The 21,906-nt window shown below is 75.4% G+C and carries 25 protein-coding genes and 1 pseudogene; 17 read left to right on the top strand and 9 right to left on the bottom strand.

The features are described 5' to 3' along the window. The first annotated feature begins 3 nt into the window (after positions 1 to 3). The 5 genes from PH190_RS22960 (at position 4) to PH190_RS22940 (ending at position 3,704) form a co-directional block, all read left to right on the top strand. Positions 4 to 471 carry a DUF309 domain-containing protein gene (locus PH190_RS22960; protein WP_274233849.1) on the top strand — a complete coding sequence of 156 codons (468 nt, stop codon included), beginning with the start codon at positions 4 to 6 and terminating at the stop codon, positions 469 to 471. A gap of 99 nt (positions 472 to 570) precedes the next feature. Further along, positions 571 to 1,155 carry a type 1 glutamine amidotransferase domain-containing protein gene (locus PH190_RS22955; protein WP_274233848.1) on the top strand — a complete coding sequence of 195 codons (585 nt, stop codon included), beginning with the start codon at positions 571 to 573 and terminating at the stop codon, positions 1,153 to 1,155. Between the two features lie 7 nt (positions 1,156 to 1,162). Further along, positions 1,163 to 2,512 carry a lyase family protein gene (locus PH190_RS22950; RefSeq protein WP_274233847.1) on the top strand — a complete coding sequence of 450 codons (1,350 nt, stop codon included), beginning with the start codon at positions 1,163 to 1,165 and terminating at the stop codon, positions 2,510 to 2,512. Then, positions 2,509 to 2,913 (top strand): 4-carboxymuconolactone decarboxylase, encoded by a 405-nt coding sequence (gene pcaC, locus PH190_RS22945; RefSeq protein ID WP_274233846.1) that lies wholly within the window; start codon positions 2,509 to 2,511, stop codon positions 2,911 to 2,913. Before PH190_RS22950 ends, pcaC begins: the two co-directional genes overlap by 4 nt. Before the next feature lie 104 nt (positions 2,914 to 3,017). After that, complete coding sequence (locus PH190_RS22940) at positions 3,018 to 3,704, top strand: hypothetical protein (protein WP_274233845.1); 687 nt, start codon at positions 3,018 to 3,020, stop codon at positions 3,702 to 3,704. Between the two features lie 13 nt (positions 3,705 to 3,717). Here the strand turns inward: PH190_RS22940 and PH190_RS22935 are convergent, their stop codons facing one another. Continuing rightward, the gene (locus tag PH190_RS22935) at positions 3,718 to 4,230 is read right to left on the bottom strand and encodes an FBP domain-containing protein (RefSeq protein WP_274233844.1); all 513 of its coding nucleotides are present in this window, start codon (positions 4,228 to 4,230) and stop codon (positions 3,718 to 3,720) included. A 139-nt stretch (positions 4,231 to 4,369) separates the two neighbouring features. Here PH190_RS22935 and PH190_RS22930 point away from each other — a divergent pair, with 139 nt between their 5' ends. From PH190_RS22930 to PH190_RS22925, 3 genes and pseudogenes are all read left to right on the top strand, one after another. Then, on the top strand, positions 4,370 to 6,403 hold the full coding sequence (locus PH190_RS22930) for an MFS transporter (RefSeq protein ID WP_337993849.1): 2,034 nt from the start codon (positions 4,370 to 4,372) through the stop codon (positions 6,401 to 6,403). Between the two features lie 84 nt (positions 6,404 to 6,487). Next, positions 6,488 to 6,931: pseudogene (locus tag PH190_RS30875) on the top strand (DUF1275 family protein); the annotation flags it as partial. A gap of 46 nt (positions 6,932 to 6,977) precedes the next feature. Next, complete coding sequence (locus PH190_RS22925; RefSeq protein ID WP_274233843.1) at positions 6,978 to 7,589, top strand: peptidase associated/transthyretin-like domain-containing protein; 612 nt, start codon at positions 6,978 to 6,980, stop codon at positions 7,587 to 7,589. Between the two features lie 96 nt (positions 7,590 to 7,685). Here PH190_RS22925 and PH190_RS22920 read toward each other — a convergent pair whose 3' ends face one another. From PH190_RS22920 to PH190_RS22910, 3 genes are all read right to left on the bottom strand, one after another. Next, positions 7,686 to 8,582, bottom strand: coding sequence for a type IV toxin-antitoxin system AbiEi family antitoxin domain-containing protein (locus tag PH190_RS22920; protein WP_274233842.1), 897 nt, complete (start codon positions 8,580 to 8,582; stop codon positions 7,686 to 7,688). 135 nt (positions 8,583 to 8,717) lie between these two features. Further along, positions 8,718 to 9,557 (bottom strand): YceI family protein, encoded by an 840-nt coding sequence (locus tag PH190_RS22915; RefSeq protein WP_274233841.1) that lies wholly within the window; start codon positions 9,555 to 9,557, stop codon positions 8,718 to 8,720. Next, entirely contained in the window at positions 9,554 to 10,555 is a 1,002-nt protein-coding gene (locus PH190_RS22910) for an MSCRAMM family protein (RefSeq protein WP_274233840.1), read from the bottom strand. Before PH190_RS22910 ends, PH190_RS22915 begins: the two co-directional genes overlap by 4 nt. Positions 10,556 to 10,746: 191 nt before the next feature. Here PH190_RS22910 and PH190_RS22905 point away from each other — a divergent pair, with 191 nt between their 5' ends. Both PH190_RS22905 and PH190_RS22900 read left to right on the top strand, forming a co-directional pair. After that, positions 10,747 to 11,991: an acyl-CoA dehydrogenase family protein gene (locus PH190_RS22905; protein WP_274233839.1), complete on the top strand. Its 1,245-nt coding sequence runs from the start codon at positions 10,747 to 10,749 to the stop codon at positions 11,989 to 11,991. Positions 11,992 to 12,044: 53 nt separating this feature from the next. Further along, the gene (locus PH190_RS22900; RefSeq protein ID WP_274233838.1) at positions 12,045 to 12,956 is read left to right on the top strand and encodes a DMT family transporter; all 912 of its coding nucleotides are present in this window, start codon (positions 12,045 to 12,047) and stop codon (positions 12,954 to 12,956) included. On the opposite strand, the gene PH190_RS22895 is transcribed toward PH190_RS22900, so the two are convergent. The 4 genes from PH190_RS22895 to PH190_RS22880 are packed head-to-tail and all read right to left on the bottom strand — an operon-like array spanning position 12,928 to position 14,967. Then, complete coding sequence (locus tag PH190_RS22895) at positions 12,928 to 13,248, bottom strand: DUF202 domain-containing protein (protein WP_274233837.1); 321 nt, start codon at positions 13,246 to 13,248, stop codon at positions 12,928 to 12,930. The genes PH190_RS22900 and PH190_RS22895 overlap by 29 nt on opposite strands. After that, positions 13,245 to 13,598, bottom strand: coding sequence for a YidH family protein (locus PH190_RS22890; RefSeq protein ID WP_274233836.1), 354 nt, complete (start codon positions 13,596 to 13,598; stop codon positions 13,245 to 13,247). Before PH190_RS22890 ends, PH190_RS22895 begins: the two co-directional genes overlap by 4 nt. Positions 13,599 to 13,654: 56 nt before the next feature. Further along, a complete protein-coding gene (locus PH190_RS22885; RefSeq protein WP_274233835.1) occupies positions 13,655 to 13,822 on the bottom strand; it encodes a hypothetical protein in 168 nt (55 codons plus the stop codon). A 56-nt stretch (positions 13,823 to 13,878) separates the two neighbouring features. Next, complete coding sequence (locus PH190_RS22880; protein WP_274233834.1) at positions 13,879 to 14,967, bottom strand: sulfite oxidase; 1,089 nt, start codon at positions 14,965 to 14,967, stop codon at positions 13,879 to 13,881. A gap of 229 nt (positions 14,968 to 15,196) precedes the next feature. Between PH190_RS22880 and PH190_RS22875 the strand changes: the two genes are divergently transcribed. The 3 genes from PH190_RS22875 to PH190_RS22865 all read left to right on the top strand — a co-directional run bounded on the left by PH190_RS22875 (position 15,197) and on the right by PH190_RS22865 (position 17,751). Continuing rightward, entirely contained in the window at positions 15,197 to 15,367 is a 171-nt protein-coding gene (locus tag PH190_RS22875) for a hypothetical protein (protein WP_274233833.1), read from the top strand. A 145-nt stretch (positions 15,368 to 15,512) separates the two neighbouring features. Next, entirely contained in the window at positions 15,513 to 17,111 is a 1,599-nt protein-coding gene (locus PH190_RS22870) for a hypothetical protein (RefSeq protein WP_274233832.1), read from the top strand. Between the two features lie 4 nt (positions 17,112 to 17,115). After that, positions 17,116 to 17,751 carry a flavin reductase family protein gene (locus tag PH190_RS22865; RefSeq protein ID WP_274233831.1) on the top strand — a complete coding sequence of 212 codons (636 nt, stop codon included), beginning with the start codon at positions 17,116 to 17,118 and terminating at the stop codon, positions 17,749 to 17,751. Here PH190_RS22865 and PH190_RS22860 read toward each other — a convergent pair. After that, positions 17,715 to 18,152 (bottom strand): acyl-CoA thioesterase, encoded by a 438-nt coding sequence (locus PH190_RS22860; RefSeq protein WP_274233830.1) that lies wholly within the window; start codon positions 18,150 to 18,152, stop codon positions 17,715 to 17,717. The genes PH190_RS22865 and PH190_RS22860 overlap by 37 nt on opposite strands. 57 nt (positions 18,153 to 18,209) lie before the next feature. Here PH190_RS22860 and PH190_RS22855 point away from each other — a divergent pair, with 57 nt between their 5' ends. The 4 genes from PH190_RS22855 to PH190_RS22840 all read left to right on the top strand — a co-directional run bounded on the left by PH190_RS22855 (position 18,210) and on the right by PH190_RS22840 (position 21,801). After that, on the top strand, positions 18,210 to 19,265 hold the full coding sequence (locus PH190_RS22855) for an LLM class F420-dependent oxidoreductase (RefSeq protein ID WP_274233829.1): 1,056 nt from the start codon (positions 18,210 to 18,212) through the stop codon (positions 19,263 to 19,265). A gap of 11 nt (positions 19,266 to 19,276) precedes the next feature. Beyond that, positions 19,277 to 19,729, top strand: coding sequence for a MaoC family dehydratase (locus PH190_RS22850; protein ID WP_274233828.1), 453 nt, complete (start codon positions 19,277 to 19,279; stop codon positions 19,727 to 19,729). Between the two features lie 13 nt (positions 19,730 to 19,742). Continuing rightward, positions 19,743 to 20,954, top strand: a complete 1,212-nt coding sequence (locus PH190_RS22845; RefSeq protein WP_274233827.1) for an acetyl-CoA C-acetyltransferase — start codon at positions 19,743 to 19,745, stop codon at positions 20,952 to 20,954. A gap of 64 nt (positions 20,955 to 21,018) precedes the next feature. Next, positions 21,019 to 21,801 carry an enoyl-CoA hydratase/isomerase family protein gene (locus PH190_RS22840; RefSeq protein ID WP_274233826.1) on the top strand — a complete coding sequence of 261 codons (783 nt, stop codon included), beginning with the start codon at positions 21,019 to 21,021 and terminating at the stop codon, positions 21,799 to 21,801. The last annotated feature ends 105 nt before the right edge of the window (positions 21,802 to 21,906 follow it).

Below are 21,906 nucleotides of genomic sequence, written 5' to 3'. Positions count from 1 at the left end.
GTCATGGCCGCCGACCGCGACCGTGACGCCGAGGGCCGTGCCCGCAACGCCCGTCCCCGCGACGCGAGTGGACGCCCGCTGCCCTACGGGGCGGTGGGCGTGCCGCGCAGCGACGACGAGGACGAGGTCCTCCCGGCCGACGAGGTGCTGCGCCGCGCGCAGGACCTCCTCGACCAGGACCGGCCCTTCGACGCCCACGACGTCCTCGAGGGTGCCTGGAAGGCCGCGCCCCCCGACGAGCGGATGCTGTGGAAGGGCCTCGCCCAGCTCGCGGTGGGCCTGACCCACGAGCAGCGGGGCAACCCGCGCGGCGCGTCCTCGCTGCTGCGCCGGGGCGCCGAGACCGCCGCGCAGGCGCCCGAGGCGGCGTCCCGCCACGGCGTCGACCTCAGCGCGCTCGCGGGGTGGGCCGCCGCGCGCGAGGCGTCGGGACCGCTCGCCCCGGGCCTGGTGCTGCGGGCGCGTCGGTGACGGGGCGCTGACCGTTTCGATCGACGCCGCGGCCGGGGACCCGTCGGTCGACCGGGCGGCCACCGCGCCGCCGTCGACACATCGAGGAGGGTCTCCGGCATGGCCGGCGCACTGGACGGACTGCGGGTCGCGATCATCGCCACGAACGGCGTCGAGCAGGCGGAGCTCGAGCAGCCCCGCCAGGCGGTCGACGAGGCCGGCGCGCGGTCCACGCTGATCTCGCTGTCGACCGACGCGATCCAGGCGATGAACTCGGACATCGACAAGGGCGACACGTTCACGCCGGACAAGGCCATCGCCGACGTCTCGGCCGACGACTTCGACGCGCTCGTGCTGCCCGGCGGCACGATCAACGCCGACCAGCTCCGCCAGAGCGGCGACGTCGTGTCGTTCGTGCAGCGGGTCTTCGCCGCGGGCAAGCCCGTCGGCGCGATCTGCCACGCGCCGTGGACGCTCGTCGAGGCCGACCTCGTCAAGGGCCGGACGCTGACGTCCTACCCGAGCCTGCGCACCGACATCCGCAACGCCGGCGGGAACGCCGTCGACGAGGAGGTCGTGGTCGACCACGGGCTCGTGACCAGCCGCAACCCCGGCGACCTCGACGCGTTCTGCGCGAAGATCGTCGAGGAGTTCGCCGAGGGCGCGCACCGCGTCCACGACGAGGGCGCGACCGCCCAGGCATGATGCCCCGGTGACCGACCGCCCCGGGCTGTTCGACCCCGTGCTCGCCCGCGGGGAGGCCCGGGCGGCGGTCGCCGACGACGCGTGGGTCGCCGCCCTGCTCGAGGTGGAGGCGGCCCTCGCGCAGGCGAGCGCCGACGTCGGCACCCTCGACCGCGCCGACGCCGACGCGATCACCGACGCCTGCCGCCGGCCCGTCGACGCCGCGACGCTCGGCGAGGAGGCCGCGGCGTCGGGGAACCCCGTCGTCCCGCTGGTCGCGCAGCTGCGCCGCGGGCTCGACGGGTCCGCCGCCTCCGGCGTGCACCGCGGCGCCACCAGCCAGGACGTCGTGGACACCGCGGCGATGCTGGTCGCGCGCCGCGCCGTCGCCGCCGTCGCCGGCGACCTGCGTGCGTCCGCCGACGCCGCCGCCGACCTCGCGGCGACCCACCGCGACCGCCCCGCGGCCGGGCGCACGCTGCTCCAGCAGGCCGCGCCGATCACCGCCGGGCTGCGGTGCGCGGGCTGGTGCGCCGGCCTCGACGCCGCCGCCGACGCCCTGGACGCGTGGCGGCCCGCGGTACAGCTGGGCGGCGCGGTCGGCACGCTCGCGGCCTTCGACGGCCACGGCCGGGCGGTGCGCGCCGCGCTCGCCCGCCGCCTCGACCTCGCGGAGCCCGTGCTCGCCTGGCACACCGAACGCGGGCGGATCGCCGAGCTCGCCGGGCTGCTGGGCCGCGCGGGCGCGGCGGTCGGGTCCGTCGCCACCGACCTCGTGCTGCTCGCGCAGACGGAGGTCGGGGAGGTCCGCGAGGACGTGCCGGGCCGGGGCGGCTCCTCGACGCTGCCGCACAAGCGCAACCCCGTCGCCGCGGTGTCCGCGCGGGCCGCCGCCGTGGCCGCGCCGGGCCTCGTCGCCTCGCTGCTCACGGCCGCCTCGCTGCACGAGCACGAGCGCGCCGCCGGGCCGTGGCACGCCGAGTGGCGCCCGCTGTCCGAGCTGCTGCGCACCGTCGGGTCCGGCGCCGCCTGGCTCGCCGACGCCCTGGGCCACCTCGTCGTCGACCCCGACCGCGTCGCGGCGTCCCTCGACGCCACCGGCGGGCTGCTGCTCGCCGAGCAGGCCACGACCGGTCTGCGCGCCCGGCTCGGGCACGCGGCGGCGAAGGACCTGGTCACCGACGCCGCGTCGCGCGCGCAGGACGAGGGCCGGCCGTTCGCCGACGTCCTCGCCGACGCCCTGGCCGCCCTCGACGACCCGCCCGCCGACCCCGCCGCCGAGGTGCGGACGCTCCTCGACCCGTCCCGTGCGGTGGGCGAGGCGGCGGCACTCGTCGACGACCTGCTGACCAGCCGTTCCCGGAAGGATCGCCCGTGAGCCAGCACCCCTCCACCCAGCACTGGGACCCGGCCGGCGAGGAGGTCCGCCGCGCGGTGCTGGGCGACGAGCACGTCGATCGCGCCGTGGCGACCACCGACGACGTCACCGCCGACTTCCAGGACTTCATCACCCGCTACGCCTGGGGCGGTATCTGGACACGCCCGGGCCTGGCGCGCCGCGACCGCAGCATCGTCACCCTGTCGGTGCTCGCCGCGCTGCACCACGACGGCGAGCTCGGCATGCACGTGCGCGCGGCCCGCCGCAACGGCCTGACCCGCGAGGAGATCCAGGAGGTGCTCCTCCAGGTCGGCGTGTACGCCGGGGTGCCGGCCGCCAACCGGGCGTTCTCGGTGGCCCAGCGCGTCCTCGCGGAGCTGGGCGAGGACGGGACGGACTGAGCGGCACCGCACCGGCGCCGACTACCGTGGGCGCACGGGCAGTACGGTCCGGCAGGGCCGTGCGGACGGCGAGACGGCGGACGGCGAGACGACGGGCAGGGGCGATGGGGCGCGCGGTCACTCCACCGGGGGAGCGGTCACCCCGCCGCCGCGGCCTCCGACGCCTGGGGCTCGCGGTCGCCGCCCTCGGCCTCGTCGTCGGCGCCTGCTCGTCGGGCCCGTCCACGGGGACACCGCCGATCCCGACGTTCCCCGGGCCCGGTGCCGCGCCGGTGACGAGCGCCCCGCCGCCGCGCAACAGCATCCTGCCCACCGAGTGCGACCAGGTGCTGGCCTCGGACCAGCTGCCCAACTACCTCGGCCTGCCCCTCGGCACGGTGCGCGTCACCTCGCTGCGCGACGTCCCCGCCCCGCAGGTCGGGCGCCTCGAGCGCGTGACCTGCAACTACACCTCGCAGGGTGGCCCCGGCGCGCCGCCGCCCAACACGCTCGTGCTCAAGGTGCTGATGAGCGGCTACACCGACCCGGGCGCGGCCTCGGCGCAGTCGCGGGTCAACCGGGACGCGCAGGCGAGCTCGGGTGTGCCCTCCCAGCCCGTGCCGTTCGGCACCGCCGAGGCGATCTACTACCCCGACCCCGAGGGGCCGGTGCTGGTCGTCGTCTACGGCCGCGTGACGGCCAGCTTCACGCTCACCCCGGACCGGCCGGTGCCCGCCGACCAGGCGCAGCCCGTGCTCGTCGACCTGGCGCTGCGGGCCCTGCCGGTGCTGGTCCCGACGTCCGGCTCCTGAGCACCCTGGTCGGCTAGGCCGCGTCCGCCCGGCCCCGGACCGCCGCCAGGAAGCCGTCGACGCGCACGCGCAGCCCCGCGACCCGCTCGTCGACCGGGAGGCTCAGGTCGGGCAGCACGCTCGCGCTCGGCCTCTTCTCCAGCCGGGTGGTGACCGGGCAGGCGAGGTCGTCGCAGACGTAGGTGCCGACGCTGTTGCCGTCGCGGCCCGCGGCGTCCGCCTTCGGCGCGGTGTAGAGGGTGACGTCGCCGTCGGTGTGGGTGGTGCGGCACAGGGCGCACATCGCCGTGCGCCGCACGCCCGCGCCGCCGGTGGCCGGGCGCAGCAGCACCCCGGTCACCGCGCCCTCGTGGACGGTGACGAGGTACGCGCGCTGCGGCATGCGGGGGTCGTGCCAGCCGACGAACTCGACCTCGTCCAGGTCGGTGCCGACGACGGCGTCGACGACGGTCATCCGCTTCGCGTCGCCCTTCGAGCAGTTGATCATCGAGCGGCGCACGGCGTCGGCCGTGAGCACGGTGGTCATGACGGGTCCTCCTGGGGTCCGGGCCGCCCGGCACGCTAGCCGCCGCCGCGAGCGGTTTCCCGCACGAGGAGGTCACAGCGCCGTCGCCCGCCACCCGTGCTTATAGTTGACCGAACCTAACGAATTCGGCGGAGGCGACGTGACGAGCACCGTGGCGGCGGGGCAGGTGGCGCACCTGGGGCCCCGCTACAAGTGGATCGCGCTCACCAACACGACGCTCGGCGTGCTGATCGTGACGATCAACATGTCGATCCTGCTCATCGCGCTGCCCGACATCTTCCGCGGCATCGCGCTCGACCCGCTGCGGCCGGAGAACATCAGCTACCTGCTCTGGCTGATCATGGGCTACCTGGTGGTGACGGCGGTCCTCGTCGTCACCTTCGGCCGGGTCGGCGACATGTTCGGCCGGACGCGGATGTACACGCTCGGGTTCGCGGTGTTCACCGTGTTCTCGATCCTCCTGGCCGTGACGTGGCTGCAGGGCGACGCCGGCGCGATCTGGCTGATCGTCATGCGCGTGCTGCAGGGCATCGGCGGGGCGCTGCTGCTGGCCAACTCGACGGCGATCCTCACCGATGCCTTTCCCGCCTCGCAGCGCGGCCTCGCACTGGGCATCAACTCGATCGCCGCGATCGCCGGCTCGTTCCTCGGGCTGATCATCGGCGGGGTGCTCGCGCCGCTGGCCTGGCACCTGGTGTTCGTCGTGTCGGTGCCCTTCGGGGTCTTCGGCACGATCTGGGCGTGGGCGAAGCTGGAGGAGACCAGCGAGCGCCACGCGGGCCGCATCGACTGGTGGGGCAACGTCACCTTCGCCGTCGGCCTCGTCGCGGTGCTCATGGGCATCACCTACGGCATCCAGCCCTACGGCGGGCACGTCATGGGCTGGACGAGCCCGACCGTGCTGGTCTGCCTCATCGGCGGCGTCGTCGTGCTGGGGATCTTCGTGGCGATCGAGCGCCGCATCCCGCACCCGATGTTCCACCTGTCGCTGTTCTCGATCCGCGCCTTCACCGCCGGGAACGTCGCCAACCTGCTCTCCGCGCTCGGCCGCGGCGGCCTGCAGTTCATCCTCATCATCTGGCTGCAGGGCATCTGGCTGCCGCGCCACGGCTACGACTACGAGTCGACGCCGCTGTGGGCCGGCATCTACATGGTCCCGCTGACGATCGGCTTCCTCGTCGCCGGACCGCTGTCGGGCGTGCTCTCCGACCGGCACGGGGCGCGCTGGTACGCGGGCGGCGGGATGCTCATCGCGGCGATCAGCTTCCTGCTCATGGGCTTCCTGCCCGTCGACTTCTCCTACCCGCTGTTCGCGGTGCTCCTGGCGGTCAACGGGCTCGCGATGGGCCTGTTCTCCTCGCCCAACCGCGCCGCGATCATGAACAGCGTCCCGGCCCGCCAGCGCGGCGCCGCCGCGGGCATGACCGCGACGTTCCAGAACGGCGCCACCGTCCTGTCGATCGGCATCTTCTTCTCGATGCTGATCCTCGGCCTCGCGTCGACGCTGCCCGCGGCGCTCTACGGCGGGCTGACCGGCCAGGGCGTGCCGGGCGACGTCGCGGGCCGCATCGCGGAGCTCCCGCCGGTGAGCACGCTCTTCGCCGCCCTGCTCGGCTACAACCCGATCGAGACGCTGCTCGGCCCCGACGTCCTCGCGCAGGTCGGGCCGCAACAGGCGGCGTTCCTCACGGGCCGCAGCTTCTTCCCCGAGCTGATCTCCGGCCCGTTCGCCGACGGCCTGTTCCTCGCGCTCGGGTTCGCCGCGGTCTGCTGCCTGGTCGCCGCGGTCGCCTCGCTGTTCGACGGCGGCAAGCCGTCCGTGACCGACGCCGAGGCGCCGGGGGAGGCGCTGGGGGAGGCGCCGGACTTCGCGGCGGCGTCCTCCGCCGGCGGCCGTCCCGTCGCCGTGGCCGGCCGGATCCTGGGCCCGGGCGAGGGTCCGGTGGCCGCGGTCCTGACGCTCGTCGACGCCCGCGGGCACGAGGCCGACCGCGCCGCCACCGACCACGCCGGCCACTTCGCGCTGAGCGCCGACGGTCGCCCCGGCGACTACCTCGTCATCGCGAGCCCGCGGGACCACGGAAGCGCGGCCCCGGCCGTCACGCGCGTCAGCGTCAACGGCTCGCCGGTGCACATCGACGTCGTGCTGGGGGAGCGCACGGCCGTGCGCTGAGCGCCGCTGTGCTGCTCGTCGCAGTCGCTGCACACGAACGGAGCACGAAGGTCATCGATCCGTAAAGCCCCGCTGCGAGCGTCGATGATCGTGACCGGCTTCGACGAACCGGAGCGGCGCCCCCGCACCCTCGGCGCCGTGACCATCGTGCTCACCGCCGCCGCGGGCGCCATCGACGTCGTGACGTACTTCGCCTTCAACCAGGTCTTCGCCAGCACGATGACCGGCAACCTGGTCCTGCTCGGCCTCGGGCTGGGGGAGGGCGACGTGGGGCAGGTCGTCGACAACGTCTGCGCGATCGCGGGCTACTGCGGCGGGCTGATCGCGGGCACCGTGGCCTGCGGGCTTGCGATGCGCCGCTGGCCGTGGCGCAACGCGGTCGGGGCGACGCTGACCGCCGAGCTCGCGCTGCTGCTCCTGCTCGGCGCGTTCTGGTACGGCGTCGACGACGACGGCCCGCTCGCGCCGTGGAAGGTCGTCGTGCTGGCCCTGGGCGCCGGGCTGGCGATGGGCGTGCAGGCGGCGGCGCTACGTCGGACCGGCCGGGACGCCGACGAGCTTCCTGTCCGGCACGGTGACGAACTGGGTCTCGAGCCTCGTCGAGCTGCACAAACCGTTCCGCTGGACCTGGAACTCGCCGCTGCGCCTGGGCGCGCTCGTCGTCGCCGCGGCCGGGAACGCGGTGATCCAGCGCCTCGCGCCCGCCTGGTCGTTGGTGGTCCCCGTGGTGCTGGTCGCGGTGGCGATCGTGCTCATGGCCGTCGTGACCCGCGCCAACAGCGGGGGCCTCACGCGCGGCGAGCCCCAGTTCGCGCCCGACCCGCGCGAGGAGGTGCCCGACGCGGGGGCGGACGAGGCGGCCGAAGCGTCCGAGGCGTCGGCGCAGGTCGGGCCCGTGCACGGGCGCGTGCTCGGCAGCGACGGCGGTGCGCGGCCGGCGGTGCTGACGCTGGTGTCGGGTGACGGCGAGCAGGTCGGGCGCGTGCACACCGGCACCGACGGCACCTACCGCCTCGACCCGCCGGAGTCCGGCGACTTCATGCTGATCTGCACCCCGCACCGCATGGGCGGGCGGGCCGCCCGGCCCCGCGCGGTGCTCGTCGCGGTGGACGGGAGCCCGGTGCTCCACGACCTCGTCCTGGGCGCGGCGCCGGGCGAGGCGGGGCACCAGGCGGCGCCGGTGTGAGGGGGCGTCGTGGGCCTCGCCTGTCCTTGGTTACTGGCTCGTATCGCTCGGCAGGCGAGCGATACGAGCCAGTAACCACGACACGCGACCACGGGCTCACGCCGCGGCGGCCGCGCGGAGCGCCCGGCGCACGGCGTCGGCGAGGTAGCCGGGCGTCGCCTGCAGGTCGTACCACGACACGCGGATCACCCGCCAACCCCCGATCACGACCTCGTTCTGGCGCAGGCCGTCCCGGCGGAAGCGGTCGACGTCGCGGTGGAAGGCCCAGCCGTCGATCTCCACCGCGATGCGCTGGGCCGGGAACGCGATGTCGATGACGACGCGGCCGAAGCCCGGGAGGTCCACCGGGAGGTTCGCCGTCCAGCCGCCGATCCCCGCGCGCGTCAACGACCGGGCGGCGTCCCGCTCGGCCTCCGACCGCGCGTCGCCCTCCGCGAGCCCGACCAGGCGACGGGCGAGCACCACGCCGTGCCGCTGACCCATGGCCGCGAGGGCCGCGCGCAGGGACGGGACGCTGATCCGTTGCTGCTGGAGGGCGCGGTCGAGCAGGCGCGCGCCCTCGACGAGACCGAGCGTCGTCGCGGCACCCAGCGCGGCGCTCGCCCGGTGCTCCACCCACACGCCGTCGACCAGGACGCGGCCCGGCCGGTCGGCCGCGCGCCGGACGGCGTGGACGCCCGCCGGGACACGGTGACCGCCGCCCGGCCCGACCGCGATCTCGATCGTCCCGACGGCGCGGTCGGTGAGCCCCCACCACGCGGCGGCGGCGTGACCGACCAGCGTGGCGTCGTCGCCCGCCCAGAGCGCCGCGGCGCGGAGGCGGGCGCGCGCGGTGAGGTCGTGGGTGGCCGCGAGGTAGACGCGCGGGTGGATCTCCAGCCACTCGCCGGCGGCGACGCGGCGACCGATGGCGGCCGGCGAGAGGCCCCGTTCGCGGGCCTGGTCGTGGCGGACGAGACCGTCCTGGGTGCGGATGAGGTCGAGGAGCGTCACGACCGGTTCGACGCAGCGGGAGCGCCATCGGCTCCCTCCACGGCGCGTCTGCCTGCCCGGGCGCCGGTTACTGGCTCGTATCGCTCGCCAGCCGAGCGATACGAGCCAGTAACCGCGCAAGAGCCGGGGCCGGCGTCAGGCCGCCCGCACCGCCTCGATGTCGATCTCGATCCGCAGGGTCCGGCCCACGGCGAAGATGCCCGCGATCACCGACTGGTTCCAGCGGATGTCGAAGTCGTCGCGGGAGAGCTGGGTGGTCGCCGAGAAGCCGGCGCGCTCGCCGCCCCAGAGGTCGGGGCCCGCCCCGTGGTAGACGACGTCGAGGGCGACGGTGTTGCGCACGCCCTTGAGCACGAGGTCGCCGTGCATCGTCCAGCGGTCGGGGGTGTGCCCGACGACCGCGGTGGAGGTGAACTCGATGCGGGGGAACGCCACGACGTCGAGGAAGTCGCCGGCGCGCAGGTGCTGGTCGCGGGTGTCGTCGTCGGTGTCGACGCTCGCCGGGTCGATGGCGGCGTGGACGCGGGTGCCCGCGAGGTCGGCGCCCATCTCGATCGCCCCGGAGAAGCGGCGCAGGCGCCCGTGCACCTTGGTGATGCCGAGGTGGAACGCCGACGCCGCGATGCGCGAGTGCACCGGGTCGATGTCCCAGCGACCGGGGGCGGGGAGGGTCAGCGCGCCCGAGCGCGTCAGCACCACCCGGCCCAGGTCGCCGGGGCCGGAGAGCGGCCGCGCGGCCGGCGTGTGGCCGACCGCCGAGGTGATCACCGTCGCCGGGCCCTCGGGCAGGCCCTCGACGAGGAACGACCCGTCGCCGCCCACCGACGTCCCGCCGACCTGGGTCCCCGCCGCATCGATGACCGTGACCACCGCGAACGGCACCGGCCAGCCGTCGCTGGTCACGGCCGCGCCCCGCACCCAGCCGCCGCGGGGCGCCGCGGTCACGCCGGCGCGGTGCGCGGGATCGGCACTCACCAGCGCTCGCCGGACGGCGACCGCGGCTCGGTGACGTCGTCGGACCCGAGGTGCTGTCCGTGGCGCCCGCCGGTGCCGTCCCCGAGGCCGTCGGCGGCGAACCCGTCGCCCGCCGCCGCCCCGTCGTCCCCGCGCGGGGTGTCGGGACGCGCCGGCGGCTCGCCGGCCCCGTCCACCGCCGGCGGCATGAGGTTCAGCACGACGTCCGACGGGTGCCCGGGACCGATCTCGATCTCCGAGGCCACGGGGGCGTAGCCGCTCGCGGTGATCGTGTAGACGCCGTGCGGGACGTCGTCGAAGCGGAACGAGCCGTCCTCGCCGGTGACGCGCGAGCCGACGACGTGCCCGTCCTCGCTGACCAGCGTCGCCAGCGCCTCGGCCACCGGGCGGCCGGCGCCCGCCGAGCGCACGGTGCCGTGGAGCTCGGTGCGGGTGGCCAGGGCGACGTCGTGGGTCACGTGGCCCTCGGCGGGCACGCGGACGGTCTCGGCGACCGGCGCGAGGCGCGCCGCGGCGGCCGTCAGCGTGTAGGTGCCCTCGGTGAGGTCGGCGAAGCGGTAGGTGCCGTCGGGGCCCGAGCGGGTCACGGCGACGACGGTGCCGCGCACGTCGGTGAGGGTGAGCACGACGTCGTCCCAGCCGCTGACAGCACCGGCCGCGCCGGCCGCGCCGTTCGCGCTGTTGGTGCCGCTGCCGTGCCGCACGCCGACGGTGCCGCCCAACGACGCCCCGCCGCCGGTGAGGCCCACGTCGTGGCGCAGCGGGCGGTCGGCCACCGCGACGAGCGAGGCCTGCGGCTGGTGGGTCGAGGAGGCGCAGATGACCAGGTAGGTCCCGCCGGTCGGCGGCACGAGCTGGTAGTGCCCGCCCTCGTCGGCGGCCGCGCGGTCGAGCTGGTCACCGGAGAGGTCGCACAGCGTCAGCGCCGCGCCCGGCACCGGCGCGCCGTCGCCGCGCGTCACCCGACCGAAGATCATGATCGGTTCCTGTCCGTCCACCGACGTCCACCTCTCTCGACGCACCGCATCCGACGCACCGCCGGGGCCCGCCCCACCGTCACCGTCCACCGTCGCGGTCCCTCCACCGGGAGGGCCGTTCGCCGTATTGCTTGGATAGTACAAGCATCATCTGGCGGCGGCTCGCCGGTGATCGGATGGCAGACCCCGCCGCCGCGGGCCACGCTGGGGGCATGCCCGAGCTCCCGTCCGACTTCTCCGCCCTGCCGCGGCCCGCGCTCGACCTCGACCCGGACCGGGACGCGATCGCCGACTTCTACGACTACGCCGACCTGCTCACCGACGACGAGGTCGCCACGCTGCGCCGGCTGCGGGCCTACCTCGCCCGCGACGTCGCGCCGGTGGTCGACGACGCGTGGGAGCGCGCGGAGTTCCCGATGCAGCTGGTCAAGGGGTTCGCCGAGCTCGACCTCGCCGGCCTGCCCTACGGCCTGGCCGGGATGGGCGACGAGCCGGCCCGCCGCGTGTTCACCGGCTTCCTGCACGCCGAGATCGCGCGCGTCGACCCGTCGGTGAACAGCTTCTTCGGCATCCACACCGGCCTCGCCATGGGCTCGATCTGGGCGGGCGGCACCGAGGAGCAGCGGCAGCGCTGGCTGCCGGCGATGGCGCGGATGGAGACGATCGGCGCGTTCGGGCTCACCGAGCCGCACGGGGGCTCCGACGTCGCGGGCGGCATGGAGACCACCGCGCGCCGCGACGGCGACCACTGGGTGCTCGAGGGCGACAAGCGCTGGATCGGCAACGCGCCGTTCGCCGACGTCATCGTGATCTGGGCGCGGGACCTCGAGACGAACGAGGTCCGTGGCTTCGTCGTCCCGGGCGACGCCGAGGGCATGACGATCGCGAAGATCGAGGGCAAGACCGCGCTGCGCATCGTCCAGAACGCCGACATCGCGCTGCGCGGCGTGCGGGTCCCCGACGAGGACCGGCTCGCCGGCGGCACCGGGACCTTCGCCGACGCGGGCGGGGTCCTGCGGGTCACGCGCGGCAACGCGTCCTGGGGCGCGACCGGCACGCAGATGGCGGCCTACGAGCTCGCGCTCGACTACGCCCGCCAGCGCGAGCAGTTCGGGCGCCCGATCGCGGGGTTCCAGCTCATGCAGGAGCTGCTCGTGCAGATGCTGGGCAACGTCACCGCCTCGCTCGGGATGGCCGCGCGCAACGCGCAGCTCCTCGACGACGGGCGGGGGTCGGACGCGCACTCGGCGCTGGCCAAGGAGTTCTGCGCGAGCCGGATGCGCGAGACCGTCGCCTGGGCCCGCCAGCTCGTCGGCGGCAACGGCGTCATCCTGGGCAACGGCGTCGCCCGCTACTTCGCCGACGCCGAGGCGCTGTACTCCTTCGAGGGCACCCGCGAGATGAACACGTTGATCGTCGGGAAGGCGATCACGGGGCAGAGCGCGTTCGTGCGCTGAGGGCGGGGTAGGACTGGACCCGTGATGCCGGCCCCGACCGACCGCGAGCGCGCGTGACCAGCAACCCGACGATCGCCGTCGCGCTGGCGCTGTGCTCGGTCGTCGCCTACGCCTTCTCCGCGGCCCTGCAGCGGCGCGAGACGGCACGCGCGTCCGAGCCCGTGGAGACGTCGGGGGGCTGGCGGTTCTTCCGCGCGCTGCTGGCGCGTCGATGGTGGTGGGGCGGGATCGCCTGCATGGTCGCGGGCGCGATCATCCACGTCGGCGCGCTCGGCTTCGGCTCGATCACGCTCGTGCAGCCGATCGGCGTGACGACCCTGATCCTCGCGCTGCCCCTGGACTCGTGGCTGGAGAAGCGGCGGATCAGCTCGCGGGAGTGGGTCGGCGCGGTGGTGCTCGTCGCCGGGCTGGTCGGGCTGCTGACCCTCGCCGCGCACGGCCCGCCGACCCGGACCCCGCCGGCCCCGGTCGTGCTGGGGGCGGTGGCGGTGATCATGATCGCTGCGGTGGTGCTCGCCGCGGCGGGGGCGAAGGGCCGCCCGGTGGTGCGGGCGGTGATCCGCGCGGCGGCGTCCGGGCTGTGCGCGGGGGCGACGTCGGGCCTCGTGCGCCTGATCATCCAGCTCATCGCCGACGACCGTTCCTGGGTGCTCGTCGGCGTCGTGGTCGCCGCGGCGCTCGTGCTGCCGGTGGCGTCGATCCTGCTGATCCAGACCGCCTTCCGCGACGGCGGCCTCGACGCCGGGCTCGCCACGCAGATCACGGCCGACCAGATCGCGGCCGCGGCCATCGGCATCGTCGTGCTGGGGGAGCGCTACACCCTCGGCGCGGCCGGCGCGGCGCTGGCGGCCGTGTTCGCGGTCGTCGCGCTGGTCGGGCTGGTCGTGCTCATCCGGGCGGGCCCCACGCCCGAGCAGCGGCGGGGTCTCGCCGCGCCTACCGCAGCGCCAGCACCACCCCGGTGACCAGCGCCAGCAGCGCCACGGCGCCCCCGAGCAGCGGGACCGCGCGGTCGGCGGCCAGCGGCGAGGGCAGCGGGGCGTGGCGCAGGCGCAGGGTGCGGCGGCGCCCGTAGAGGGCGACGACGACGGCGAGGACGCCCGCGGCGATCGCCAGCACGAGCGAGGGACCGGGGCCGTCGTGCGTGAGCTCGCGGACCGCGAGCAGCACCGCGTTCGCGGCGACGCCCAGCGAGGTCCGGCTCCACGCGAGGCCGGTGCGCTCGGCCTGCAGCCCGGCGTCCGACGGCGAGCTCACGCGCCCGCCCGCACGGCCACCAGCACCAGACCGAACAGCGCGAGGACGACGAGCCCGGCGGCGAGCACCCAGGGCAGGCGCTGGCGGGGCAGCGGGCGGCCGCGGCGGATGGCGGCCTCGACCCCCCGCCAGCGCAGGACGCCGCCGGCAGCGGTCACGACGGCGAGCGCCGCCAGCAGGCCGCCGACCACCGCGCGCGTGCCGGGCACGGCGAACTCGGGCAGCAGCTGCACGACGGCCACCCCGGCCGCCAGCAGCGACAGCGACGTGCGCAGCCACGCGAGGAACGTGCGCTCGTTGGCGAGCGTGAACCGGTAGTCCGGCTCGTGCTCCTCGTCGTCGCCCGGCACGGGCCCTCCTCCGGTGGCGCGCACGCTGACCCGCGCATGGTGCCGGGTCGGCGCGCTCAGAGCAGGGCGGGTGCGAGCAGCGCGATCATGCCGTTGGTCTGCGGGCTCGAGGGCGCCGCCTGGGTCTGTGCGAGCAGGAACAGGACGACGGCCAGGACGACCAGCACGGCCAGCAGGACGCCCACCAGGACGCCGATGGACGGACGGCGGTTCGTCGGGTTCACGGGGTACCTCCGGGTCACCTCGTCGGGACCCCCGCGGATGCCCGGTGCGGGTCCGCTCACCCGTCGTCGCGGGCGGACGCGTGCAACGTCACGTGCGCCCAGGCGTTGTTCACGTAGCCCTTCGGGTTCCACAGCTCGGCGGGGTCCGCGGGCTGCACGCCGGCGGCGGAGTCCCAGGCCCGCGCGGTGACCCGGGTCGTGCCGGCCGGCAGGTCGAGCTCGGTGTGCCAGAGCCGCCAGCTCCAGCGACCGGCCTGCGGCTCGAGGTCCGCCTGCCGCCACGTCGCGCCGCCGTCGGTGGAGACGTCGACGCGCACGACGGTGCGCTCCCCGCCGGCCAGCGCGTAGCCGGACACGCGCACCGGACCCGCGGCCACCTCCGCGCCGTCGGCCGGGGACAGCACGTCGGCGTTCACCGCGATCGGCCCGAGCGGCACGCCCCGGCCCGGCGCGGGGGAGGCGTCCGCGGGCAGGAGGCGGTAGGCGACGTCCTGGTAGTGGCCGCGCGACGGCGCGTCGGCGACGGTGACGCGCTCGAGCCACTTGACGCTGCGCGCCCCGATCCAGCCGGGGACGACGACGCGCACCGGGGCGCCGTGGGCCTCGGGCAGCGGCGCGTCGTCCATCGACCACGCCAGCAGCACCTCGGGCGCGAGCGCCTTCTCGAGCGGGATCGAGACCTCGTAGGGCGCCCCGTCGGTCTCCTCCGGGAGGTCCGCGCCGGCCAGCACGACGTCGCTCGCGCCGGGCTCGACGCCGACCTCGCGCAGGACGTCGGCGAGGCGCACGCCGGCCCAGCGGGCGGTGCCGGTGGCGCCCGGTCCCCAGGGCGTCTCGCCGGGCAGGTCGGCCACCTCGATCAGGCCCGCGCGGCGGTTGCCCGCGCACTGCAGCGTCACGACCTCGGTGTGCTCGCGCAACCGCTCCCGCAGCCCGCCGAGCGAGAACGTCGCCGGCCGCTCGACCATCCCGTCGACCCGCAGCGTCCACGTCGCGGGGTCGATCCGGGGCCGTTCCGGGGCGTGGTTGCGGTGGTAGAAGGCGTCGAGCGGGGTCAGGTCGCGGTCGGCGAGCGCGGTGCGCGGCGGCTCTGCGTTGTAGGGCTGCGACGAGTGGACGGTCAGCTCGACCGGCTGGGTGGCCATGGTTCTCCGGGGGTCGGCGACGGGGGGTGAGGATCGTGCGCGGCTCGTTGATCCGACCGGGTGGACCTCGCTGTCGGCTTCGTGACCGGCCCCGGTGGGCCCGGTGCCGAAGATCGCGGAGGACCCGGTCGGCGACGTCGTGTGCCCTGCTCAGAGTGGGTTCAACAGGCTCCAGAACGATGACCGGAGGCCCCGTCGGTTCCCCCGGCCGGAGTCGTAGGGTGCCCACATGACGCAGACGCCGATCTACGAGGAAGTCCGCCGGGCGTTCGGTCGTGCCGACCGCGGCGTCGAGCGTCGGGCGTTCCGCGACGACACCGCCGCCGGGGGCGACGAGCGTCCCTCCCGGCCCGTGATGCTCCGCGGCAACGGCGGCCGCCACCGGCGCTCGGGCGACTGATCCCCCTCCTCGCCGACCCCGGCCGACCGCCCCGTCCCGGCGGGCTCCCGGGCCCCCGCCCGCGACGGCTCGTGGCCGTGGGGCAGGGTTGGGGCCGGTCCGCCCGCCGCCGGTGGGCCGGTCGACGAGGTCAGCGAGGGCAGGGATGAGCGAGCAGTCCGGACCCCCCGGGCCCGGCCGCGGGCGACACGCCGCGCCCGGCCCGGACCCCGACGACGCCCCCGCCCGCCACGCCGCCGACGGGCCCGAGGGTCTCGAGCGTCGCCCGGATCCGCAGCCGTCCCCGGGCAGCCCCGGCGGCAGACCGAACGGTCGCCCGGCCGAGACGGCGGGCCGCCACGGCGCTCCGCCGCCCGGCCCACAGGGTGCCCCGGGGCAGGGTCCGCCACCGGCGGCCCCCGGCCGCCCCGGCGTCGGACCACCGCCCGCCGGTCCCGGCCCGCAGGGGATCCCGGGTCCGTACGGCGCTCCCGGTCAGCCCGGCACGCCGAACGCGTACGGCGCCCCCGGCCCGTCGGGCGCTCCGGGGCCGTACGGCCCGCCCGGCCAGTCGGGTACCCCGGGGCCGTACGGCCCGCACGGCCGCCCCCAGCCCGGCGGGCCCTACGCCGGCCCGGGCGAGTACGGCACCCGCGCCCCCGACACGTACGGCGACCCGGGTCAGGCCCCGGCGGGCGGCCGTCACGGCCGGTCCGACGCCCCGCAGCCGACGTCGGCCCTGCCGGGCGGGGCACCGACCACGGCGGCGCCCCGACCCACCGATGCGCCGACGCGCCGCGCGGACCCCGCCGACGCGCCCACCACGCATCGTGCCGACGCGCCCACCACACACCGCGCCGACGCCCCGGCCGACGCCCCCACGAGCCACGCGGCGGGCCCGGCCCCGGCCGCGTCCTCGCTGTCGGTCGTCAAGCTGACCGGCGGCGCCGCGGCCGCGGTGACCACGGCCGGCGTCGGCTCGTTCCTCGGGGGCGCGGGCGGCACGATCGCCGGCGCCGGCATCGCGGCCGTCGTCACCACCGTCGGCGACGCGTTCTACCAGCGCTCCATCGAGCGCACCCGCGACCACGTCCGCAGCCGCCTGCGCGTCCGCCGTCCCGGCGGCCCCACGGACGACGGCGCGCCGACCGCCCTCGCGGGCACCGCGGCGCCCACGCCCGACGACGAGCCGACCATGGTCATCGGGGGCGACGACGCGACCCGCCTCTCCGCCCCGCGTCGCGGCGCCGACGGCGAGCCCACCCAGGCCGTCGGCCCCGGCACCCGCGTGCTCACCCCGACCGACGACCAGGCCACCGCGCTGGTCGGGTCGCCGGGCGTCGGCGGCCCGGACGGCCCCGACGGCGACCCCGACGGCGACCCCGACGGCGACCCCGACGGCGACCCGGGCGACGAGCCCCCGCGCCGCACCCCGTGGCGCCGCTACGCCCTGCTCGGCGCCACCGCCCTGCTGATCTTCCTCATCGCGATGCTGGCGATCACCGGGATCGAGCGGGTGAAGGGCTCGCCGCTCTCCGGCGGCGACGCGGGCACGAGCGTCGGGTCGGTGCTCGGCACCGCGGAGCCGACGGCCACGTCGAGCGAGGCGCCCGCGACGACCTCCGAGGCCCCGGCCGGCGAGGAGCCGTCGGCGACCTCCGAGGCGCCCGCGAGCAGCACCGCCGAGGAGTCCGAGCCCAGCGAGACGACCACGACACGGGCCCCGCAGCTGGTTCCGAGCGGGCTGCTGCCGGGGAACAACTGAGTCCGTGCGCACCGACTTCGACCCCGACCAGATCGGGCCCGGCGGCTTCTACAAGTTCCTGACCTCGGTGATCGTGCCGCGCGCGATCGCCTGGGTGGTGACGCGCTCGGCCGACGGCGTCGACAACCTCGCGCCGCACTCGTTCTTCACCGTCGCGAGCACGGACCCGCCGGTCGTGCAGTTCACGTCGGTCGGCGAGAAGGACTCGCTGCGCAACGCCGTCGCGTCCGGCGAGTTCACGGTGTGCCTGACGCCCGAGCCGCTGCTCGAGCACATCAACGCGACGGCCACCGACTTCCCGCCGCACGAGAGCGAGATCGACGCGACCGGCCTGACCCGCGAGCCGTCGCTGCGCATCGCGACCCCGCGCATCGCGGAGTCACCGGTGGCGCTGGAGTGCCGGCTGGAGCGCACGATCGAGGTCGGCAACTGCGTGCTGGTGCTCGGCCGGGTCGTGCACGCCGCGGTCGCCGACGACGCGCTCGTCGACGGCCGCCCCGACGTCAAGCGGCTCGCGCCGCTCGCGCGGCTCGGCGGCAACCAGTGGTCGACGGTCGGGGAGGTCCTCGCGACCCCGCGCATCCGCTACGACGACTGGCCCGGTCACTTCTCCGACGGGGACGCCTCGCCGAGCACCTGAGGCGCCCGCTGCGGGTCGCCGAGCGCGAGGAGCTTGCCGCGGGGGTCGGCGACGAGCCGGCGGGTGCCGTGGTCGAGCAGGCCCATGACGCCGGTGAGGGTGGCGCAGACCTGCTCGCCGCGGCGCAGCTCGGTGTCCATCCGGAAGGTCTTGCCCTCGCCGAAGCGCACGTCGACGACCACCTCGACCTCGTCGCCGACCCGCAGCTCGGCGAGGAACCGGACCGTCGACTCGAGGATGATGGGGCCGAGACCGACGGCGGTCAGGTCCGGCACGTCGACGCCCGCGGCCCGCAGCGCCTCGGTGCGCCCGTGCTCGCCGTACTGGTGGAAGACGGCGTGGTTGACGTGCCCGTTGGCGTCGCACTCGTAGCCGCGCACCGTCACCGTCGTCGTGAACACGCCCGTCTCCCGTCGCCGTACTGCCGTGATCAACGCGATCGTGACAGGCTGCGCGGCGTGCGCATCGGGATGGGGTTGAACTACAGCGGCGGGTTCGAGGAGACGGTGGCCGAGCTCGCCGAGCACGAGGCGGCGGGCCTGGACATCGTCTTCGTGCCCGAGGCCTACAGCTTCGACGCGGTGAGCCAGCTCGGGTTCATCGCCGCGCGCACCAGCCGGGTCGAGATCGCCTCGGGCATCCTGCAGATCTACACCCGTACCCCGTCGCTGACCGCCATGACCGCCGCGGGGCTCGACTACGTCTCGGGCGGGCGCTTCACGCTCGGGATCGGTGCCTCGGGCCCGCAGGTCATCGAGGGCTTCCACGGCGTGCGCTACGACGCCCCGCTGGCCCGCACCCGCGAGATCGTCGACATCTGCCGGCAGGTGTGGCGCCGCGAGAAGGTCGAGCACTCCGGGCGCTATTACCGGATCCCGCTGCCCGCCGAGGAGGGCACCGGGCTCGGCAAGCCGCTGAAGATCATCAACCACCCGGTGCGCGACCGCATCCCGATCGTGCTCGCCGCCATCGGCCCGAAGAACGTGGCGCTGACCGCCGAGATCGCCGAGGGCTGGCTGCCGATCCTCTTCGTGCCCGAGCGCGCGCACGAGGTGTGGGGCGAGTCGCTGGAGGTCGGCAAGGCCAAGCGCGACCCCGCGCTCGGCGACCTGCAGACCTACCTGCAGGCGTCGCTGTGCATCACCGAGGACGCCGACACCGCCCAGCAGATGCTCGACGGCATGCGCCCGTTCGTCGCGCTCTACGTCGGCGGCATGGGCGCGAAGGGCAAGAACTTCTACAACGAGCTCGCCCAGCGTTACGGCTACGAGGAGGAGGCGGAGAAGATCCAGGACCTCTACCTCGACGGCAAGAAGGACCAGGCCGCCGCGGCGGTGCCCGAGGACCTCGTCAAGGCGATGTCGCTGATCGGGCCGCGCTCCTACGTCGCCGAGCGGCTGCAGGCCTTCGCCACAGCCGGCGTCACCACGATCAACGTCACGCCGCTCGCGGGCACGGCCGCCGAGCGGGTGTCGTTGGTCGGACAGGTCAAGGAACTGGCCGCCGACCTCTAGAGGAGCCCGGGATGCGAGTGTTCGCCGATGTCGAGGAGCTGCGCGGTGCGGTGGGGGAGGACCTCGGCACGAGCCAGTGGGTCACCGTCGACCAGCGCCGGGTCGACATCTTCGCCGACGCCACCGACGACCACCAGTGGATCCACGTCGATCCCGAGCGCGCGGCGTCGGGCCCGTTCGGGAAGACCGTCGCCCACGGCTTCCTGACCGTCGCCCTCATGCCGAAGTTCGGCTGGGACACCTTCGAGGTGAAGGGCGTCTCGATGACGGTCAACTACGGGCTCAACAAGGTGCGCTTCCCGTCGCCCGTGCCCGTGCCCAGCCGTGTGCGGGGTCACTGCCGCCTGGTGGACGTGACCGACGTCCCGAACGGTGTGCAGGCCACCATCGGGGGGACGGTCGAGATCGAGGGATGGCCCAAGCCGGCGTGCGTCGCCGAGGTCATCCTGCGCTACGCGTACTAGAGGAGGGCCTGTCGTGGCCGATGCGGTGATCTGCGAGCCCCTGCGCACGCCGGTGGGCGGGTTCGGGGGAGCGTTGCGGGACGTGGCGCCCCAGACGCTGGCGGCGACGGTGATCCGGGAGCTCGTCTCGCGCACCGGGATCACGGCCGACCAGATCGACGACGTCGCGTTCGGGCACTGCTACCCGACGATGGACGCGCCCGCGATCGGGCGGGTGGCGGCGCTGGACGCGGGCCTCGACGTGACCGTGCCCGGCATCCAGGTGGACCGGCGGTGCGGGTCGGGGCTGCAGGCGGTGCTCTACGCGGCGATGGCGGTGCAGACCGGCGGGGCGTCGGTGGTGCTCGCCGGTGGTGCCGAGTCGATGTCGGGGGCGACCTACTACAGCCAGGCGCCGCGCTGGGGCACCAAGGCCGGCGGCTTCCAGATGAAGGACGCGCTGGCCGAGGGACGGGTGCACGCGGGCGGGGTGAACCACCCGGTGTGGGGCGGGATGATCGAGACCGCGGAGAACGTGCGGAAGCGCTACGACATCCCGCGCGAGGAGCAGGATCGCCTGGCCGTCCGGTCGCACGAGAAGGCGACCGCGGCGGTCAAGGAGGGTCGTTACGCCGACGAGCTGGTGCCGGTGACGATCCCGGGCCGCAAGGGCGACACGGTGGTCGACGCCGACGAGCACATCCGGCCCGACGCGTCGCTGGAGTCGCTGGCGAAGCTCCGCCCGATCATGGGCAAGCAGGACGACGCGGCGACGGTGACCGCGGGCAACGCCTCGGGGCAGAACGACGGCGCGGCGGTGTGCCTGGTGACGACGCCGGAGAAGGCCGCGGAGCTGGGGCTGCGGCCGCTGGCGCGGCTGGTGTCGTGGGGCCTGGCGGGGGTCGGCCCGGAGGTCATGGGGATCGGGCCGGTGCCGGCGACCGCGGCGGCGCTGTCCCGGGCGGGGCTGTCGCTGGCCGACCTGGACGTCATCGAGCTCAACGAGGCCTTCGCGGCCCAGGCGCTGGGCGTCGGGCGCGAGTGGGGCATCGACCTGGTCACCGACGAGCGGGTCAACCCCAACGGCTCGGGCATCTCGCTGGGCCACCCCGTCGGCGCCACCGGGGTGCGGATCCTGGCGACGATGCTGCGCGAGATGGACCGCCGCGAGGCCCGCTACGGCCTCGAGACCATGTGCATCGGCGGCGGCCAGGGCCTCGCGGCGGTGTTCGAGCGGGTGGGCTGACGCCCAGGTGAGCAGAAAGAAGTGCTGGAGCACTTTTTTCTGCTCACCTGCACGATGTGCACCCATGAGCACGAGCGAGCGCGTCCGCTACGAGCGCGACGGCCACGTCGCGACGATCACGTACTCCCGGCCCGAGAAGCTCAACGCGATCGACGGGGCGATGCGCGCCGGGCTCAACGAGGCGTTCGACCGCTTCCGCGCCGACGACGAGGCATGGGTCGGGATCGTGACCGGCGAGGGGCGAGCGTTCTGCGTGGGCGCCGACGCCGGCGGCGAGGGCAACCCGGCCGGCGACTTCCCCGGCTCGTTCTGGGAGCGTCCGACCGTCAACTCGTTCGAGAGCGGCTGGGAGATCTACAAGCCGGTGATCGCGGCGGTCAACGGCCACTGCCTGGGCTACGGGCTGACGCTGGTGACCTGGTGTGACCTCGTCATCGCGAGCGAGCGCGCCACGTTCGGCTTCCCCGAGGTGCGCCTGGGCATCCCGACGATCGTCGGGGCGCTGCGGCTGCCCCAGCGGATCGGGTGGCAGCCGGCGATGGAGCTGCTCCTGACCGGCGAGCGGGTGGACGCCGAGCGGGCGCGCGAGATGGGCCTGGTGTCGCGGGTCGTGCCGCACGACGACCTGATCGCCGAGGCCCGGGCGCTGGCCGACCGCCTGCTCGCCGGCGCACCCCTGGCCCAGCGCGCGATCAAGGAGATGGCCCGGCGCGCGCCCTACCTGCCCGAGACCGAGGCCATCCGCTTCGGCGAGACCATGCGCCGCGTCGCCGGCGCGACCCGGGACGCCGCCGAGGGCATGGCCGCCGCCCGCGAGAAGCGCGAGCCCCGCTGGGAGGGGCGCTGAGGCGCAGGTGAGCAGAAAAGAGTGCTCAAGCACTCCTTTCTGCTCACCTGCGCGGAGCGCACCCGAGTGGCGGGAACACCGAGGGCAGGCGCATGCTTGTACGCA

It is taken from the genome of Actinomycetospora straminea (assembly GCF_028737255.1).
Lineage (GTDB): Bacteria > Actinomycetota > Actinomycetes > Mycobacteriales > Pseudonocardiaceae > Actinomycetospora > Actinomycetospora straminea.
Note: the sequence above shows the minus strand (reverse complement) of the source record. Positions and strands in the feature narration are given on the sequence as shown.

Coding starts and splice junctions, on each gene's coding strand:
- PH190_RS22960 (WP_274233849.1), top strand. CDS start 4: ATGGCCGCCGACCGCGACCGTGACGCCGAGGGCCGTGCCCGCAACGCC.
- PH190_RS22955 (WP_274233848.1), top strand. CDS start 571: ATGGCCGGCGCACTGGACGGACTGCGGGTCGCGATCATCGCCACGAAC.
- PH190_RS22940 (WP_274233845.1), top strand. CDS start 3,018: ATGGGGCGCGCGGTCACTCCACCGGGGGAGCGGTCACCCCGCCGCCGC.
- PH190_RS22935 (WP_274233844.1), bottom strand. CDS start 4,230: ATGACCACCGTGCTCACGGCCGACGCCGTGCGCCGCTCGATGATCAAC.
- PH190_RS22905 (WP_274233839.1), top strand. CDS start 10,747: ATGCCCGAGCTCCCGTCCGACTTCTCCGCCCTGCCGCGGCCCGCGCTC.
- PH190_RS22880 (WP_274233834.1), bottom strand. CDS start 14,967: ATGGCCACCCAGCCGGTCGAGCTGACCGTCCACTCGTCGCAGCCCTAC.
- PH190_RS22875 (WP_274233833.1), top strand. CDS start 15,197: ATGACGCAGACGCCGATCTACGAGGAAGTCCGCCGGGCGTTCGGTCGT.
- PH190_RS22870 (WP_274233832.1), top strand. CDS start 15,513: ATGAGCGAGCAGTCCGGACCCCCCGGGCCCGGCCGCGGGCGACACGCC.
- PH190_RS22850 (WP_274233828.1), top strand. CDS start 19,277: ATGCGAGTGTTCGCCGATGTCGAGGAGCTGCGCGGTGCGGTGGGGGAG.
- PH190_RS22840 (WP_274233826.1), top strand. CDS start 21,019: ATGAGCACGAGCGAGCGCGTCCGCTACGAGCGCGACGGCCACGTCGCG.